At 51.4% G+C, this 15,789-nt stretch carries 12 protein-coding genes, 1 tRNA gene and 1 pseudogene; 10 read left to right on the top strand and 4 right to left on the bottom strand.

Annotation, left to right across the window (positions count from 1 at the left end):
- Positions 1 to 9: 9 nt before the first annotated feature.
- Together L1889_RS09750 and serS are read left to right on the top strand one after the other, a co-directional pair.
- Positions 10 to 1,352, top strand: a pseudogene (locus tag L1889_RS09750) (replication-associated recombination protein A).
- A 46-nt stretch (positions 1,353 to 1,398) separates the two neighbouring features.
- The gene (gene serS / locus L1889_RS09745; protein ID WP_238664963.1) at positions 1,399 to 2,727 is read left to right on the top strand and encodes a serine--tRNA ligase; all 1,329 of its coding nucleotides are present in this window, start codon (positions 1,399 to 1,401) and stop codon (positions 2,725 to 2,727) included.
- Between the two features lie 91 nt (positions 2,728 to 2,818).
- Here serS and L1889_RS09740 read toward each other — a convergent pair whose 3' ends face one another.
- Both L1889_RS09740 and L1889_RS09735 read right to left on the bottom strand, forming a co-directional pair.
- A complete protein-coding gene (locus tag L1889_RS09740) occupies positions 2,819 to 3,178 on the bottom strand; it encodes a hypothetical protein (RefSeq protein WP_238664962.1) in 360 nt (119 codons plus the stop codon).
- 298 nt (positions 3,179 to 3,476) lie between these two features.
- Positions 3,477 to 3,566, bottom strand: a tRNA-Ser gene (locus L1889_RS09735).
- A 281-nt stretch (positions 3,567 to 3,847) separates the two neighbouring features.
- Between L1889_RS09735 and L1889_RS09730 the strand changes: the two genes are divergently transcribed.
- Complete coding sequence (locus L1889_RS09730; RefSeq protein WP_257793884.1) at positions 3,848 to 4,630, top strand: 3-hydroxybutyrate dehydrogenase; 783 nt, start codon at positions 3,848 to 3,850, stop codon at positions 4,628 to 4,630.
- 25 nt (positions 4,631 to 4,655) lie between these two features.
- The gene (gene yaaA / locus L1889_RS09725; RefSeq protein WP_238664961.1) at positions 4,656 to 5,444 is read left to right on the top strand and encodes a peroxide stress protein YaaA; all 789 of its coding nucleotides are present in this window, start codon (positions 4,656 to 4,658) and stop codon (positions 5,442 to 5,444) included.
- 53 nt (positions 5,445 to 5,497) lie between these two features.
- On the opposite strand, the gene L1889_RS09720 is transcribed toward yaaA, so the two are convergent.
- Positions 5,498 to 7,792: an FUSC family protein gene (locus tag L1889_RS09720; RefSeq protein WP_238664960.1), complete on the bottom strand. Its 2,295-nt coding sequence runs from the start codon at positions 7,790 to 7,792 to the stop codon at positions 5,498 to 5,500.
- A gap of 427 nt (positions 7,793 to 8,219) precedes the next feature.
- Here L1889_RS09720 and ilvB point away from each other — a divergent pair, with 427 nt between their 5' ends.
- From ilvB to pssA, 4 genes are all read left to right on the top strand, one after another.
- Complete coding sequence (gene ilvB, locus L1889_RS09715; protein ID WP_238664959.1) at positions 8,220 to 9,956, top strand: biosynthetic-type acetolactate synthase large subunit; 1,737 nt, start codon at positions 8,220 to 8,222, stop codon at positions 9,954 to 9,956.
- Positions 9,953 to 10,444, top strand: coding sequence for an acetolactate synthase small subunit (ilvN, locus tag L1889_RS09710; RefSeq protein ID WP_238664958.1), 492 nt, complete (start codon positions 9,953 to 9,955; stop codon positions 10,442 to 10,444). The genes ilvB and ilvN overlap by 4 nt, the downstream gene beginning before the upstream one ends.
- A 79-nt stretch (positions 10,445 to 10,523) precedes the next feature.
- Positions 10,524 to 11,540: a ketol-acid reductoisomerase gene (gene ilvC, locus L1889_RS09705; protein ID WP_238664957.1), complete on the top strand. Its 1,017-nt coding sequence runs from the start codon at positions 10,524 to 10,526 to the stop codon at positions 11,538 to 11,540.
- Between the two features lie 123 nt (positions 11,541 to 11,663).
- Positions 11,664 to 12,434, top strand: coding sequence for a CDP-diacylglycerol--serine O-phosphatidyltransferase (gene pssA, locus L1889_RS09700; RefSeq protein WP_238664956.1), 771 nt, complete (start codon positions 11,664 to 11,666; stop codon positions 12,432 to 12,434).
- A 91-nt stretch (positions 12,435 to 12,525) separates the two neighbouring features.
- Here pssA and L1889_RS09695 read toward each other — a convergent pair whose 3' ends face one another.
- Positions 12,526 to 13,038 (bottom strand): hypothetical protein, encoded by a 513-nt coding sequence (locus tag L1889_RS09695; protein ID WP_238664955.1) that lies wholly within the window; start codon positions 13,036 to 13,038, stop codon positions 12,526 to 12,528.
- Between the two features lie 198 nt (positions 13,039 to 13,236).
- Here L1889_RS09695 and rpsO point away from each other — a divergent pair, with 198 nt between their 5' ends.
- Both rpsO and pnp read left to right on the top strand, forming a co-directional pair.
- Positions 13,237 to 13,503 (top strand): 30S ribosomal protein S15, encoded by a 267-nt coding sequence (gene rpsO / locus L1889_RS09690; RefSeq protein ID WP_238664954.1) that lies wholly within the window; start codon positions 13,237 to 13,239, stop codon positions 13,501 to 13,503.
- A 90-nt stretch (positions 13,504 to 13,593) separates the two neighbouring features.
- Positions 13,594 to 15,753, top strand: a complete 2,160-nt coding sequence (gene pnp / locus L1889_RS09685; protein WP_238664953.1) for a polyribonucleotide nucleotidyltransferase — start codon at positions 13,594 to 13,596, stop codon at positions 15,751 to 15,753.
- The last annotated feature ends 36 nt before the right edge of the window (positions 15,754 to 15,789 follow it).

Genomic DNA, 15,789 nt, shown 5'->3' with positions numbered 1-15,789 from the left:
TTATTGCTCATGGAAGATTCAGATCTGTTCTCTGGTGCCTCGGCCATGAAGGTGTATGCGCCCTTGGCTGAACGTATGCGCCCACGAAATCTGGACCAGGTTGTTGGTCAGCAAGACTTGGTCGGCGATGGCAAGCCGCTGCGTGTTGCCTTTGAGTCTGGCAGGCCGCACTCCATGATTTTCTGGGGGCCTCCAGGCGTAGGTAAAACAACTTTGGCGCGGATGATGGCAGAAGGCTTTGATGCCCAGTTTCTGGCCATTTCAGCGGTTCTTGGTGGTGTTAAAGACATACGCGAAGCGGTGATCAAGGCACAAATTGCCCAAGGCCAGGGACGCAGAACGATTCTATTTGTTGATGAAGTGCATCGCTTCAACAAAGCACAGCAAGATGCGTTCTTACCTTATGTCGAAAGTGGTCTATTTACCTTCATTGGCGCAACGACCGAAAATCCGTCGTTCGAGGTGAATTCGGCCTTGCTTTCGCGCGCCCGTGTCTACGTGCTGCAACCCTTGTCCGAGCCAGAGCTACTAGAGCTGTTAGACAGGGCCGTGACCTTATTAAACACTGACTCCAACTACGACGGAGAGCTTAATATCGATGACGATGCCCGCGATCAGCTTTGTCGCTGGGCCGATGGCGATGCCAGGCGTCTACTGAACGCGGTCGAGGTGGTGGCCGAGTCGGCGCAAAGTGCAGAGCGTGACGTTATTGACAGCGAATGGCTTGAAATTGCACTGTCGCAAAACCTTCGGCGTTTCGACAAAGGCGGCGATGCTTTTTATGACCAAATCAGTGCCCTGCACAAGTCAGTGCGTGGCTCTGACCCCGATGCGGCACTTTACTGGTTTTGCCGGATGCTCGATGGGGGGCCGATGCACGATATTTATCGCGGCGTATCGTACGTATGGCCTGGGAAGACATCGGGCTAGCCGACCCCAGGGCAATGCAAATGGCAAACGATGCAGCAGCCACCTACGAGCGCCTGGGGTCTCCTGAAGGTGAACTCGCGCTGGCCCAGGCTGTGATTTATCTGGCTATCGCTGCTAAAAGCAATGCGGGCTATAACGCTTATAACCTGGCACGACGGTTTGCGTCCGAGCATGGCAGCTCGCCAGTGCCGCCACACCTGCAGAATGCACCTACCAAGCTCATGAAAGACCTGGGGCATGGCAAAGCCTATCGCTATGCCCACGACGAGCCTCATGGCTATGCGGCCGGGGAAAACTATTTTCCTGAAGGTCTGAATCCCACTTTTTATAACCCTACTGACCGGGGGCTGGAGCAAAAAATCGGACAAAAGCTGCAGACTTTGGCAGAACTTGACCGCCAACATCGCAGTAAGCGCTCCTAGATTCGCTACAATCACCAGATTCACTCATTTAACGGCTTTTTCATTCATGTTAGACATAAACCTTTTACGTAAAGACTTGCCCAGTGTGGTTCAGGCACTGGCAACGCGCGGTGTTGACTTTGATACCCAGCGTTTTAATCAGCTCGAAGCCAGGCGTAAATCGGTGCAGGTCGAAACCGAGACCTTGCAAGCCAGGCGGAATGCCGTGTCCAAGCTGATCGGTCAATTAAAGTCTAAGGGTGAAGACGCCTCTAAAGAGATGGCAGAGTCTCAGCAAATACCACAGCAATTGCACGAGCTAGAGCAGCAGCTGTCGGTCATTCAAAATGAGCTGACTACGTGGCTGAATGGCCTACCCAACCTTCCGCACAGCAGCGTTCCTGTCGGCGATTCAGAAGAGCAAAATATTGAGGTTCGGCGCTGGGTTCCTAATGCGACAGACCCTGCTGCCGACCCTGCTCCCTTGGCATTTGAAGCCAGGGACCATGTTGAAATCGGCGAGAAAATCGGCCTTGATTTCGAGGCGGCCCGCAAGTTGTCCGGCTCGCGTTTTATGGTGCTGCGAGGCAGCATAGCTCGTCTGCATCGTGCACTGGCACAGTTTATGCTGGATATGCAGACACTTGAGCACGGCTATACCGAATGCTATACACCCTACATAGTCAACAGCTCGACCTTGTACGGTACCGGACAGCTGCCCAAGTTCAAGGATGACATGTTCTGGGTAACCAAGGGTGGGCAAGGACACGATGCTGAAGACACTGTGGCGGAAGACCTCTACCTCATCTCCACCTCCGAGATTACCCTGACCGGTATGGTTCGGGATGAAATCCTGAGCCCTGCCGAGCTGCCGGTTAAGCTGACGGCCCATAGCCCTTGTTTCAGATCAGAGGCAGGAAGCGGCGGGCGGGATACGCGAGGCATTATTCGCCAGCATCAGTTCGATAAAGTCGAGATGGTCCAAATCGTTCGGCCCGAGCAGTCGTACGAGGCTCTGGATCAAATGGTGGGGCATGCTGAAGCCGTACTCCAGCGCTTAGGCCTTCCTTATCGAGTGGTGCTGTTAAGCACCGGTGATATGGGCTTTTCTGCAGCTAAAACCTTTGATCTGGAAGTCTGGCTGCCAGCGCAAAATACCTGGCGTGAAATTTCGTCGGTATCTAATTGCGAAGCATTTCAGGCGCGCCGTTTACAAGCCAGATACCGTCTTGATAAGGGCCGCCCCGAGTACGTACACACCTTAAATGGTTCAGGTTTGGCGGTAGGTCGTGCTCTTGTAGCCATACTTGAGAACTATCAGCAAGCTGATGGCTCCTTGCGTGTGCCCGAGGCGCTGCGTCCTTACCTGGGTGGCGCAGAGGTATTGGAAAGTTAAGGTCTGCATAGAACGCAGTGAAAAAAACCGCAATCTTGATTTAAGTTTGCGGTTTTTTTATCCGTTGAAATTAATAGTCATGAGAAAGGCACTATCGATACTTTATGGGATAGTCGTCAGATAAAGTAATTAGCAGCGGATCCGAGGTTTCGGCAGAGGGGCCTGTCTTATCGGCGGCAGGTGCGCCACGACCCAGCGTCCACAGCAGCAAGGGAACCCAAAACAGTAGCGACAGCGTTTTGGCAATCAAGCCGCTCAGACTGGCGTAGCCTGTTTGTGGCGAAGCGCTGATGTTCAGAATCGAGGCCAGAGCAGGGAATTGGCCGATAAACTCTACGACCAGACTGCCAGGAATACGGAACGCCCAACGTGCGGTTTCCCATAGTTCCCACAGGCTAAAAGTGCCATCGCCATTAATATCAATGACCCATTGAAGTGTTTGAAATTGCATGACTCTCTCCTTATAAAAGAAGTTCAGCGCAAACAACACAAGCAGTACCTATAGATTGACTATAGGCCTAAGTACGCAGCACCTCTATATGGATTACCCTAGGTTTGATGCGCAGAGTGAAAGACGAGTTCATGACCTTAATTTCAAATCAACAGCAGACGGATCCAAGGCATGAAAAAGCCCGCACAATGGCGGGCTATAGGGCAGCTTCTGTAAATGCACAAAATCTCGCTCGTACAGGCAAATAAAAAGCCGCCATTTCTGGCGGCTCTCTAGCGTGTGAAGCATGTATAAATAGTGGCGGGCAGGGTGAGATTCGAACTCACGGTACGCCTAGACGTACACTGGATTTCGAGTCCAGCGCATTCGACCACTCTGCCACCTGCCCGCGGTCTTGCTAAAAAGAGTGATCAAGCCGTAGGCCTCTTAAAAGCAAGACCGCCATTCTAGCAGAGATTTTTAAAATGCACATAATAAAAGAGCAGTCTTTTTAGCGCAGGGCAGAATCACCGTGGTTGAGCTAAATGAAGTCCGTGACTTACGGCGCCGGCTTTAGAATTCGGCTTGGCGTGCGAGGGGGAGCATGAACCAGAATAGCTTGCCGACAAGGCGGTGCAGACTGCCCAAAGACGCTAAAATAAAAAATTATCGATTAACTGGGGGCTGATAATGCTCACGAACAAGGCAGCGGTAGTTACGGGTTCAACAAGTGGCATTGGCTTGGCTATCGCCCGAGGCTTAGCCTCTCACGGAGCTGATATCGTATTGAACGGTTTTGGAAACGCCAGGGAAATTGAAAAGCTACGGGTAAACATTGAGCTTGAGTTTGATGTCAAGGCCCATTATCTCAACGTGGACCTCAGTACGCCCGAAGGTGCAAGAAGTCTGATCTCACAAGCTACCGACGTTCTGGGTGCAGTAGATATACTGGTGAACAATGCGGGTATACAGCATACCGACCCTACTGAAAGCTTTCCGGTCGAGCGCTGGGATGCTGTGATTGCCTTGAATTTATCTGCCGTATTTCACACAACGGCAGCGGCTCTGCCAAAAATGCAGGAAAAAGGATGGGGGCGTATTATCAATATCGCTTCGGCTCACGGTCTGGTGGCCTCAGAGCACAAGGCCGCCTATGTTGCTGCCAAGCACGGTGTGGTAGGTTTAAGCAAAGTGGTGGCACTGGAGAACGCGGGTAATGGAATTACCTGCAATGCGATTTGTCCTGGCTGGGTGCGTACTCCTTTGGTTGAGGCTCAAATCGTTGCCTTGGCAAAGGGTTCCGAAGTGGATATTGAAACGGCGGCAAAAATGCTGCTCTCAGAAAAACAGCCTTCGCTACAGTTCGTTACTCCTGAGCAAATTGCCGGAGCAGCCGTTTTTATGTGTACAGAGGCCGCCGATCAAATGACCGGCACAAGCTTGAGTCTTGATGGCGGTTGGACAGCGCGTTGAGCGCAGTATTACGTTAAGGATAGCTATGTTGTTTTTACTTTCACCGGCCAAAAAGCTGGATTACGATTCACCCGTTCGCACCACCAAGAGCAGTCAGCCGCTATTCGTGGATGAAGCACAAACGTTAAACGCCATTATGCGCGAGAAATCCGCCGAGGACCTTACTGCTTTGATGCGCATCAGCGACGATCTGGCCCGCTTAAATGTAGAGCGTTTTGCACAATGGAAACCTACGTTTACGCTCGATAACTCCCGCCAGGCCATACTCGCCTTTAATGGTGACGTGTACGAAGGCTTGAAAGCTGATGAGCTTTCTGATGAGCAGTTGCAATGGACGCAAGATCATCTAATCATTTTAAGTGGCTTATACGGGGCATTGCGCCCGCTCGACTTAATGCGCCCATATCGTCTGGAAATGGGAACCCGGCTAGCTAACCCGGCTGGAAAAAATCTATACGAGTACTGGGGCTCCAAAATAGGTAGCTATCTTGCTGAGCGTGAGGCACAACAGAAAGGCGATGCTGTGCTCGTTAATCTGGCCTCAGACGAATACTTCAAGGCCGTAGATCTAAAAGCAGCCGGGTTGCCAGTAGTGCAATGCGTGTTCCAGGACGAGAAGAATGGCGTCTGGAAAATAATCAGTTTTTATGCCAAGAAAGCACGTGGCCTGATGATGCGTTACGCTATTGATAACCGTATTACAACGGTTAAGGAACTGACGAAGTTTGATGTGGCCGGCTATGCGTTTCAGCCCGATTTGTCCACAGACACCAAGCTGGTTTTTCAACGCCCAGAAAGTGTGCTTAAGAAATAGCCAGCTTTAACAGTAGGCAAAGCAGCAGAAAGAACGGTTTAAAAAGCAGGTTTTTAGACCGTTTCTTCTTTTAAATGCTCGGGAGCAGGAGGGCCCCAGCTATAGCTTAAGCCACGCATATCTTGCCGTATTAGTCGCCCGGCCTTAATCATCTGACGCAAAGGATAAGCCAGCATGGCCAGCTCGCCTTCGGTTTCAATGGCTCCTACCCGCTCTGCCTCCTGGCCGTCCAACAGTGCAACCACTGCATCGGTTGCTTGTGCAATTCCAGCTGGAACTTGATTCAACGTTGCCAGCAAGGGTATAGCTGCGCCAATTTGCGAGGCTAAGACATGGTTTTGAATCATTAAATTATTAAACAGTGCAGCATTTTTCTGTCTATTGGCAGGTTCGTCCATCATCCGGTAAAACGCGGAAGAGAAATTATTGAATGCAATATGAACCTGATTGCGTGCCAATTGCCACTGCGTGTCGGCTTCGTTAAGGTCATCTTCCAGTTGCAAGCGTTGTTCAGCATTCAACGCCTGTGGCGCGGACTCGTCGTCAAGCAGTGCGTTGGCCCGCAAGTTGTCGTTATTTAATTGACGATGAAGAGCGGCATAGTTAAGTCCCGTGGACAGAAAGCGCTTATTGGCTTCAAGTGCCTCACTGGCGAAATCGTCCATCGAGCTGGCTTCCCATTGTGGAAGCACATAGCTGCAGATCAGGGCGATAGCGCAGCCGATAAAGGTATCGAGCAGGCGTTCTCCAATAACAAAGTTATTGCCTGCGTATACAAACTGAAATGAAAGCAAGACAAATATCGTATTGAATAAGCCGGACAACATGTAGTTGATTTGCACCAGACTATTGCCCAGCACATGAGCGATCAACATTGCAGCGAAATATAATTCCGGGTTTTTGGTAAGACTGATGATGATGAAGCTAGCACTGCAGCCCAGCGCAGTTCCCATCAGGCGCCATGTGTTTCTTTGGCGGGTCAGCGCGAAGCCCGGTTTCAAAATGACCACAATCGTCATGATGATCCAATGACTATGCGAGGTCAGGGCATTTAGCATACCAGCCTCAGCGTCATAGAACGTGAAGGCAATAGCAGGCAGGGCCAGGGCAAACAAAGAGGCTACCGTAACGCGAACGGCATATCGGAAGCTCGACGAGCTTAGACGCAAGTTGCTCGTCAGCAAGCCAAAACGCAATTCTTTGCGAGATAAAAAACGGCTTAACGATTTATCTAAATATTGCTCAATAGGAATATTGCTGGTGCCCGACCGGGAGTCGTCGGCCATATGCTCGACGATTTGCCGCGCTATGCGCAGGCGTCTGACGATTTGTACCAGCAAGGCATACACCTCAGGCTCTTCCTGAGCAAAGCCTTTGCTTTTATAGCGGTCCAGCTCGTATTCCATGGCGCGAACTTCGGCTTTTACACTGATGCGTTCATCGCCTTGCCTGTAGCGCGATAAGTTTAAGGCCGTGCGCCCAATTTCGACGGAAAGATACTTTAGCGCGTCACGGGCAAACTCCATGAAGTCGCTGCTGGCCAGCTTTCGTCTTAATGTGGTGTAGTCGGTATGTGTGGCGATCAAGATATCAAGTAGCTTCACCATACTGGTGTAGAGACTCAAGAGCCTGACACGCTGGCCATCGCCACGGCCCCTTCCTTGAGGCAGTTCGCGCAGCACCATATCGCGTGCGGCCTGGTGCAGTTCGCTCATGCTGGACTGCACACGTATGAGCTCGCGATAGCTTTCGTCAAGATCGGTGTTGGCGTCGTAAAAGTTAGCTCGTGCAGCCATGTATTCGGCGGTGGCAAACAGGGCCATCGACAGCACTCGCCGTTCTTCGCGCAGCCACAGGATGCGCCTGAATAAACTGCTGAATGCAAAATACGACAGACCGCCTATAAAGGAATAGAAGGTGTGCCACCAAACGTCGCTGCTTTCCATTGAGCTGCGTAGCGTCAGAGACATAAGCAACAGGCAGGCAAAGCCCATCAAGCTGCCGCGCTTCCCAAATACATTAAGCATTGAGAAGCTAAAGCATAAAAGGGGAATAGCCAGCCAAATGGCCCAGGTTGATCCCGAGGCAAAGCCTGTTATGGCTACAGTCAGGGTACCCAGGGCCACGCCGCCCAGCATTTCATTGCTGCGGTAGCGACGCGGGCCGCCCGGAGAGTCAACAATGGCCACGCACATCGCACCCATTGCAGCAATGACGCCTACATAGTACAGCTTGAACACACCGCCCAGAATGATGACAGGCAACAGCACACCCATCGACTGGCGTAGGCCGCCAAGCAGATAATGGCTGTATAGAAAGCGCTGTAACTGGGGGATTGGATTAACCATAAAGCCAATTTCTGTTCATGGGCTACTAAGTATATAGGGGATGCGCACTCTATGCTGCCCCTGCGGATTTGCGCTTTTCCAACAAACCTGGTTGCTCGACGCTTAACAACGGGGTAAAGTACTTGCTGCCCAGTCTAATCCGGTTGGGCAGTAGGGCTCTTTTTAACGGGTTTATCCGCCCGTGTTGTTGCGCCTCTCTTTTTTGTCGCTGGCCGCGTCACAAGCGTGTGTTGCCAGGGCTTCCGTTTCAAGCTACCGCGTATTTACGCAAGTGCTATGTTCCGAAGAGTGCAGGTCAAACAGTAGTGTGTCTGGGTGGCGTGGTCCCGTGGGCCATAAAGCGCCAGATCATGTTGCTGATATTGGCTCAGACTCAGGCTTGGGTGCCAGTCGGGGTAATAGTACAAAGACTGAAAGGAATTTCATAATGGAACTCAATGGCGCAGATATCGTCGTGCGTACCTTGGCCGACGAAGGCGTAGAACACGTCTTTGGTTATCCAGGCGGCGCAGTGCTTTATATCTACGACGCAATTTTCAAACAAGACAAGTTTCGTCATGTACTGGTTCGTCACGAGCAAGCAGCCGTGCACGCAGCCGATGCATACTCACGCTCGTCAAATAAGGTCGGGGTTGCACTGGTCACCAGCGGTCCGGGGCTGACGAATGCCGTTACTGGCATTGCTACGGCCTATACCGACTCCATCCCCCTTGTTGTCATCAGTGGGCAGGTTTCCACTCAGGCCATCGGCGAAGATGCCTTCCAAGAGTGCGATTCAGTGGGCATTACCCGTCCCTGCGTTAAGCATAATTTCCTGGTGCGTGATGTCCGTGATCTGGCCGATACGATTCGCAAAGCGTTTTATATCGCCAGCACAGGTCGTCCGGGTCCGGTTCTGGTTGATATCCCCAAAGATATTACGATGGCAATGGGTCGCTACACGCCCCAGCGTGGCGAAATCAAGATGCGTTCGTATGCCCCGGTAACCAAAGGGCATCAAGGACAGATTAAAAAAGCAGTGCAATTGCTGGCTGGTGCCGAGCGACCCATGATTTATGTGGGTGGCGGGGCTATTCTGGCGAATGCCTGCGACGAGGTTAAGCAGCTTGTAGAAAGCAGTGGTGCGCCGTGCACCACCACCTTGATGGCTCTGGGGGCATTTCCCGGCAGCAGCGACCAGTACGTCGGCATGCCCGGCATGCATGGTACCTACGAAGCCAACATGGCGATGCAGCACTGCGATGTGCTGGTCGCAGTAGGTGCGCGTTTTGATGACCGGGTTATTGGTAATCCGCGTAACTTCATGCAAGTACCACGCAAAATTATTCACATCGATATCGATCCATCGTCGATTTCCAAGCGTGTGAAAGTCGATGTGCCCATCGTAGGCTGTGTAAAAGATGTATTGGTCGAGCTTAACGACTTTTACAGCCAGGCCCGTCCCAACAGCGAGAAAAGCAAGTTGGCTTTGGCTCAGTGGTGGCAGCAAATAAACGAGTGGCGTGCCAAAGACTCGTTGGGCTATAAGGGCTCTGATTCAGTCATCAAGCCTCAGTCCGTTGTTGAAGCCATGTGGGAAGTTACCGGCGGTGATGCCTTTGTAACTTCAGACGTAGGCCAGCATCAGATGTGGGCGGCACAGTATTACCGTTTTAATAAACCGCGCCGCTGGATTAATTCCGGAGGCCTTGGAACCATGGGCGTAGGCTTGCCTTATGCCATGGGTGTGCAAATGGCCAACCCCGATTCGCAGGTTGCGGTGATCACGGGCGAAGCCTCAATACAGATGAATATCCAAGAGCTATCTACGTGCTTGCAGTATCGTCTCACGCCTAAGGTTTTGTGCCTGAACAACCGCTACCTTGGTATGGTCCGTCAGTGGCAGGAGATCGATTACGGTTCGCGTTATTCCGAATCCTACGTCGATGCGCTCCCTGATTTCGTAAAGTTGGTCGAAAGCTATGGGCATGTAGGCATGCGTATTGATAAGCCAGCCGATGTGCTACCTGCCATAAAGGAAGCCTTTACCAAGTACAAAGACCGTCTGGTATTCATGGATTTCATCACAGACCAGACTGAAAATGTCTGGCCCATGGTGAAAGCCGGTAAAGGCCTTACTGAAATGCTGCTAAGTGCCGACGACCTCAAAGGAGAGAAATTATGAAACGTGTAATTTCCATTCTTCTTGAGAATGAACCCGGTGCATTGTCACGTGTGGTAGGTTTGTTCTCGGCTCGTGGTTACAACATCGAAACCCTGACGGTCGCACCCACTGAAGACATCACCTTGTCCCGCATGACTATCGTTACGGTGGGGCCAGATGAGGTCATCGAGCAAATTACCAAGCACCTGAATCGTCTGGTTGACGTGGTTAAAGTGGTAGACCTTTCAGAAGGTCCTCACGTCGAGCGCGAGCTTATGCTGATCAAGGTGCGTGCGGTAGGCAAAGAACGCGAAGAAGTTAAGCGTATGGCTGATATCTTCCGTGGCAGCATTATTGATGTTACTGATAAGTCGTACACCATCGAATTAACGGGTGTACAAGAAAAAATCGCCGCGTTTATTGAAGCCCTGGACTCCACCGCCATTCTGGAAACAGTCCGGACAGGTGTTTCTGGAATCAGCCGTGGCGAACGTGTACTGAAGTTATAAAAGTTATAACGACTATCACCCATGTATTGGGTACAAAGACAACGCTTGTAAAGCGGAACAAAATTTTGGAGTGGTTTTCATGAAAGTTTTTTACGACAAGGATTGCGATCTTTCTTTAATCAAGGGCAAAACGATTGCCATTATTGGTTATGGTTCGCAGGGTCATGCGCATGCGTTAAACCTGCACGAGTCGGGCGTTAATGTGATTGTGGGCTTGCGTAAAGGTGGTGCATCCTGGAGCAAGGCCGAGGGCGCAGGCCTGAAAGTGCAAGAAGTTGCAGAAGCCGTAAAAGGGGCTGATGTCGTAATGGTATTGCTGCCAGACGAAAGCATCGCAGAAGTCTACCGCACACAAATTGCCGACAACATTAAGGCTGGTGCAGCCCTGGCTTTCGCGCACGGTTTTAACGTGCATTACGGTCAGGTAGTGCCACGTGATGACATTGACGTCATCATGATCGCTCCTAAGGCTCCTGGCCACACAGTGCGTGGTACCTACAGCCAAGGTGGCGGTGTGCCTCACCTGGTTGCTGTTTATCAGGACAAGTCGGGTGCAGCACGCGACATCGCATTGTCTTACGCTAGCGCAAACGGTGGCGGCCGTGCCGGTATTATCGAAACCAACTTCCGCGAAGAAACAGAAACCGATTTGTTTGGTGAGCAAGCTGTCTTGTGTGGCGGTGCGGTCGAACTGATCAAGGCTGGGTTCGAAACTCTGGTTGAAGCGGGTTATGCCCCAGAAATGGCTTACTTCGAGTGTCTGCACGAACTGAAGTTAATCGTAGACCTGATCTACGAAGGCGGCATTGCCAACATGAACTACTCCATCTCTAACAACGCCGAATTTGGTGAGTACGAGACTGGTCCCAAGATCATTACCGACGAAACCCGCAAAGCCATGCGCGAGTGCCTGGCAGACATCCAAAACGGTGTTTACGCCAAGAATTTCATTCTTGAGCACGCTGCAGGTGCGCCAACGCTAACCTCACGCCGTCGTATCAATGCTGAATCGCAAATCGAGACAGTGGGTGAGCAGCTTCGCGCAATGATGCCGTGGATTGCTGCGAACAAATTGGTAGATAAAAGCAAAAACTAAAGTAATTTAGTTTTATAAACCCTGCTTCAGGCCTTGTTGTTTGGCCTGAAGCAGGGTTTTTTATTGGGCACCAGCGCAATCGGTTATGCTTGACCTTTATTGTTAATGTTAGCAGCTTGAACTATGCCAATTAAGACCCCTGAAGAAAAGCGCCGTCGTAGTATTTATTTACTGCCCAATGCGTTCACGACAGCCAATCTGTTTGCGGGCTTTTATGCCGTGGTGCAAGCAATGAATGGCCGCTTCGAGGTGGCTGCCATTGCTATATTTCTAGCCCTGGTTTTTGACGGTATGGATGGACGGGTGGCGCGCCTGACCAACACGCAGTCTGCCTTTGGCGAGCAATACGACTCCATGGCCGATCTGACATCGTTCGGTATTGCGCCAGCCCTTGTCATGTATGTTTGGGCCCTGCAGGGCCTGGGCCGGTGGGGCTGGTTGGCGGCCTTTATATTTGTGGCCGGGGCGGCATTACGCCTGGCCCGTTTCAACACCAATATTGCTGTAGTCGACAAACGTTTTTTTCAAGGCTTGCCTAGCCCGGCAGCCGCGGCCCTTATTGCTGGCTTTGTCTGGCTCGCGGTCGATAATAAACTGCGTGTTTCGGCAGAGCCTTTAGCCTGGTGTGCCTTTGCATTAACCATTTATGCTGGTGTGGCTATGGTGTCAAATGCGCCTTTTTATAGTGGTAAAAGCTTTGCTGTAGGCAAAAGTGTACCGTTTTGGGGCATGCTGGTGCTGGTGCTGCTATTTGTATTTGTCTCTTCTGATCCGCCCATCGTGCTTTTCAGCATGTTTATTCTGTATGGGCTTTCGGGCTGGGTGGTCATGGCCTGGCGCTGGAGGCGTGCGCGTCAGCTAATTAATAAGCGTCGCGGGCTTGAAGAAAAGTAGATTTGAGCGGTTAGCTAGAAACCGTCAGGAAATGCTTGCTAATGAGCCTTTCCTGACAGGGGTAAATGGCACTTTCAACGTGCTAAGTTGCTTAATTTAAGAACGGGAACAACCCGTCGGCTGCGTCAAAAGGGTCTGGCCCTGGATGATGATGTACCACTTCATCGTTGTCGTTGAAGTAAACAGTCATCATTCCATTGAAGGCACCGCCTTGCCGATAGCGATAGGACCACGTTTTCATTGGTACTCCGCGCAGCGGTACAGTCTCTATCTTTGCTGGAGGACCGAACCAGCAATGAACCCGCTCTGGTGGCCAGTAGCCCTCGTTTAGGCGCTCGAACTCGGCGTCTGTCAGCATTTGGCGCATAACAACCACACTGTCATCCTCGCTAAGTTCGGCCGTCCAGGCATACTGCCCCATCGGTTGTGTTGACCATGTCGCCAGGCGTTGCCCATCGTCCACGCACTGGCTATTAGGCGCGCCAAACGACTCGGTCACGTGGTTTAACGAGGTGCCGGGCGTTATATCGCTCATGCTGGAACATGAAGCAAGCAGAGCAAGTGTCATCACCGTCACAGCATGTTGTAGTGGTTTTTTCCACATGATGCCTCTCCGAATAGATTATTAATGGGGGCTGCCGTCTCTATTTACGCGCATAACATCAACAAAGGGGCAATCTCTTTGCCGCACACCTGTTATTTTCGTTATAATTTACTCCGATTTGCCGAATAGTCGGTAAAGGTTTCTTTTGCACGTCAAGGCTCCTCGGCTTTGTCGCATGTTTTAGAGGATAAAATCAACATGTCAGCAGATGTCAAAAAGTCCGATGTAGTATCGGCATTCCAACGTAAAGAGGGCGATACAGGTTCGCCCGAAGTACAAGTTGCATTGTTAACAGCGCGTATTACTCATTTAACCGATCATTTTAAAAGCCACGTTAAAGACCACCACTCGCGTCGCGGTCTACTACGCATGGTCAGCCGTCGTCGTAAATTGCTCGATTACTTAAAAGATCGCAAACCAGACGCGTACCGCGACCTGATTGAAAAGCTCGGTCTGCGTAAGTGATACACCGGGGCACGCCCCGCGCGAAATAACCGTGCCTGCTGCGAACTGGCTTCGCAGTAGGCACGGTTTTTTATTGTAAGGAACTCAAGAATGTTCAATAAAGTTACTAAAAAATTCCAGTACGGCGAGCACGAAGTGGTGCTTGAGACTGGCGAGATCGCTCGTCAGGCCTCCGGTTCTGTGCTGGTTTCTGTTGAAGATACCGTAATTCTAGCCACAGTGGTTGGGGCTAAAAAAGCAAAAGCTGGCCAAGATTTTTTCCCGCTAACCGTTGATTATGTTGAGAAAACATACGCAGCCGGCCGCATTCCCGGGGGCTTCTTTAAACGTGAAGGCAAGCCTTCGGACCGTGAAACGCTGACGTCGCGTCTGATCGATCGCCCATTGCGTCCTTTGTTCCCTGAAGGCTTCTACAACGAAGTCCAGGTAATTATTCATACGCTGTCGGTTGACCCTGAGATTGATCCTGTCATCCCCGCGCTAATTGGTGCTTCGGCGGCTTTGGCTATTTCGGGTATTCCGTTTAACGGTCCGGTGGGTGCAGCGCGTGTAGGTTACGTTAACGGCCAATATGTATTGAATCCAAGCAGCACCGCTTTGGCTGACGAATCCAAGCTGGATTTGGTGGTTGCAGGTACTGAGGCGGCTGTGCTGATGGTCGAATCCGACGCTCAGCAGTTATCCGAAGAAGTCATGCTGGGTGCTATTGCATTTGGCCACGAGCAAATGCAATTGGCGATTAACGCTATTCACGAGCTGGTGGAAGATGCTGGCAAGCCCGAGTGGGACTGGCAACCTGCTCCTGCTAACGAAGCGCTTATTGCAGCCATTAAAGCCGCATCATTGGAAGGCGTTAAAGAAGCCTACCAAACACGCGAAAAGCAGGCACGTACGCAAAAGCTTAAAGAAGTCAGCGCTAGCGTAAAAGCATTGTTGGCCGAACAGGCAGAAAGCAAAGGCGAAGCTGCGCCTGATAGCGTCGAGGTTGACTCAATTCTGTTCGATATCGAAAGTGATATCGTGCGTACCCAGATCCTGAGTGGCGAGCCACGTATTGACGGTCGCGACACACGCACTGTGCGTCCTATCGAGATCCGTCTGGGTGTATTGCCCCGTGCTCACGGTAGTGCATTGTTTACTCGTGGCGAGACGCAGGCTTTGGTTGTGTCCACCCTTGGTACACGCCAAGACGAGCAGATCATGGATTCGGTAATGGGCGAGTACCGCGACCGTTTCATGTTGCATTACAACTTCCCTCCATTCGCTACGGGCGAGACAGGCCGCTTTGGCGCGCCGCGTCGTCGCGAGATTGGTCATGGTCGTTTGGCCAAGCGTGCGTTAACGCATTTGCTGCCAGCCGCTGAAGACTTCCAGTATTCACTGCGTGTGGTGTCGGAAGTTACCGAGTCCAACGGCTCTTCGTCGATGGCTACCGTTTGTGGTGGTTCGTTGGCGCTCATGGATGCTGGTGTACCGCTAACTGACCACGTTGCCGGTGTGGCAATGGGCCTGATTAAAGACGGCGGCAAATTTGCAGTACTCACCGATATTCTGGGTGATGAAGATCATCTGGGCGATATGGATTTCAAAGTGGCCGGTACCGAGAGCGGTATTACTGCTTTGCAAATGGATATCAAAATCCAGGGCATCACTACCGAGATTATGCAGGTTGCGTTGGCTCAGGCTCGTGAAGGTCGCTTACATATTCTCGAGCGCATGAAGTCTGCTCTCGAGGGTTCACGCACCGAGCTTTCCGCTTTTGCACCTCGCATGATTTCCGTGAAGATCAATCCCGAAAAAATCCGTGACGTTATTGGTAAGGGTGGTGCTACCATTCGTGCCCTGACTGAAGAGACGGGTACCCAGATTGATATCGGCGATGACGGCACGATCACCATTTCCAGTGCTGATCTCGAGAAGGCTCACGAAGCCGAGCGTCGTATTAAAGAGCTGACTGCTGACGTTGAAGTAGGTCAAGAGTACGAAGGTCCTGTGCTTCGTCTGCTCGACTTTGGTGCCATCGTTCAGGTGTTGCCAGGCCGTGATGGCTTGTTGCATATTTCCGAGATTGCTAACTACCGTATTGCTAACATCAACGATGTGTTGAAGGTTGGTCAACTGGTTAAGTTTAAAGTGATCGAGGCTGACGACAAAGGTCGTTTGCGTTTGTCGGTTAAGGCGATTGGCGGTATCGAAGCTCAGGGTGGTCCTCAGGCTCCTGTAGCGGCTTCAGCGCCTAACGAGCAGTAAGGTTGGGATAGATTGCCAGGTGCGCTTTGTGCGTGT

This window comes from Paenalcaligenes niemegkensis (assembly GCF_022230885.1).
GTDB lineage: Bacteria > Pseudomonadota > Gammaproteobacteria > Burkholderiales > Burkholderiaceae_B > Paenalcaligenes > Paenalcaligenes niemegkensis.
This window is presented reverse-complemented; position numbering and strand designations above follow the sequence as displayed.

Coding starts and splice junctions, on each gene's coding strand:
- serS (WP_238664963.1), top strand. CDS start 1,399: ATGTTAGACATAAACCTTTTACGTAAAGACTTGCCCAGTGTGGTTCAG.
- L1889_RS09740 (WP_238664962.1), bottom strand. CDS start 3,178: ATGCAATTTCAAACACTTCAATGGGTCATTGATATTAATGGCGATGGC.
- L1889_RS09730 (WP_257793884.1), top strand. CDS start 3,848: ATGCTCACGAACAAGGCAGCGGTAGTTACGGGTTCAACAAGTGGCATT.
- yaaA (WP_238664961.1), top strand. CDS start 4,656: ATGTTGTTTTTACTTTCACCGGCCAAAAAGCTGGATTACGATTCACCC.
- L1889_RS09720 (WP_238664960.1), bottom strand. CDS start 7,792: ATGGTTAATCCAATCCCCCAGTTACAGCGCTTTCTATACAGCCATTAT.
- ilvB (WP_238664959.1), top strand. CDS start 8,220: ATGGAACTCAATGGCGCAGATATCGTCGTGCGTACCTTGGCCGACGAA.
- ilvN (WP_238664958.1), top strand. CDS start 9,953: ATGAAACGTGTAATTTCCATTCTTCTTGAGAATGAACCCGGTGCATTG.
- ilvC (WP_238664957.1), top strand. CDS start 10,524: ATGAAAGTTTTTTACGACAAGGATTGCGATCTTTCTTTAATCAAGGGC.
- pssA (WP_238664956.1), top strand. CDS start 11,664: ATGCCAATTAAGACCCCTGAAGAAAAGCGCCGTCGTAGTATTTATTTA.
- L1889_RS09695 (WP_238664955.1), bottom strand. CDS start 13,038: ATGTGGAAAAAACCACTACAACATGCTGTGACGGTGATGACACTTGCT.
- rpsO (WP_238664954.1), top strand. CDS start 13,237: ATGTCAGCAGATGTCAAAAAGTCCGATGTAGTATCGGCATTCCAACGT.
- pnp (WP_238664953.1), top strand. CDS start 13,594: ATGTTCAATAAAGTTACTAAAAAATTCCAGTACGGCGAGCACGAAGTG.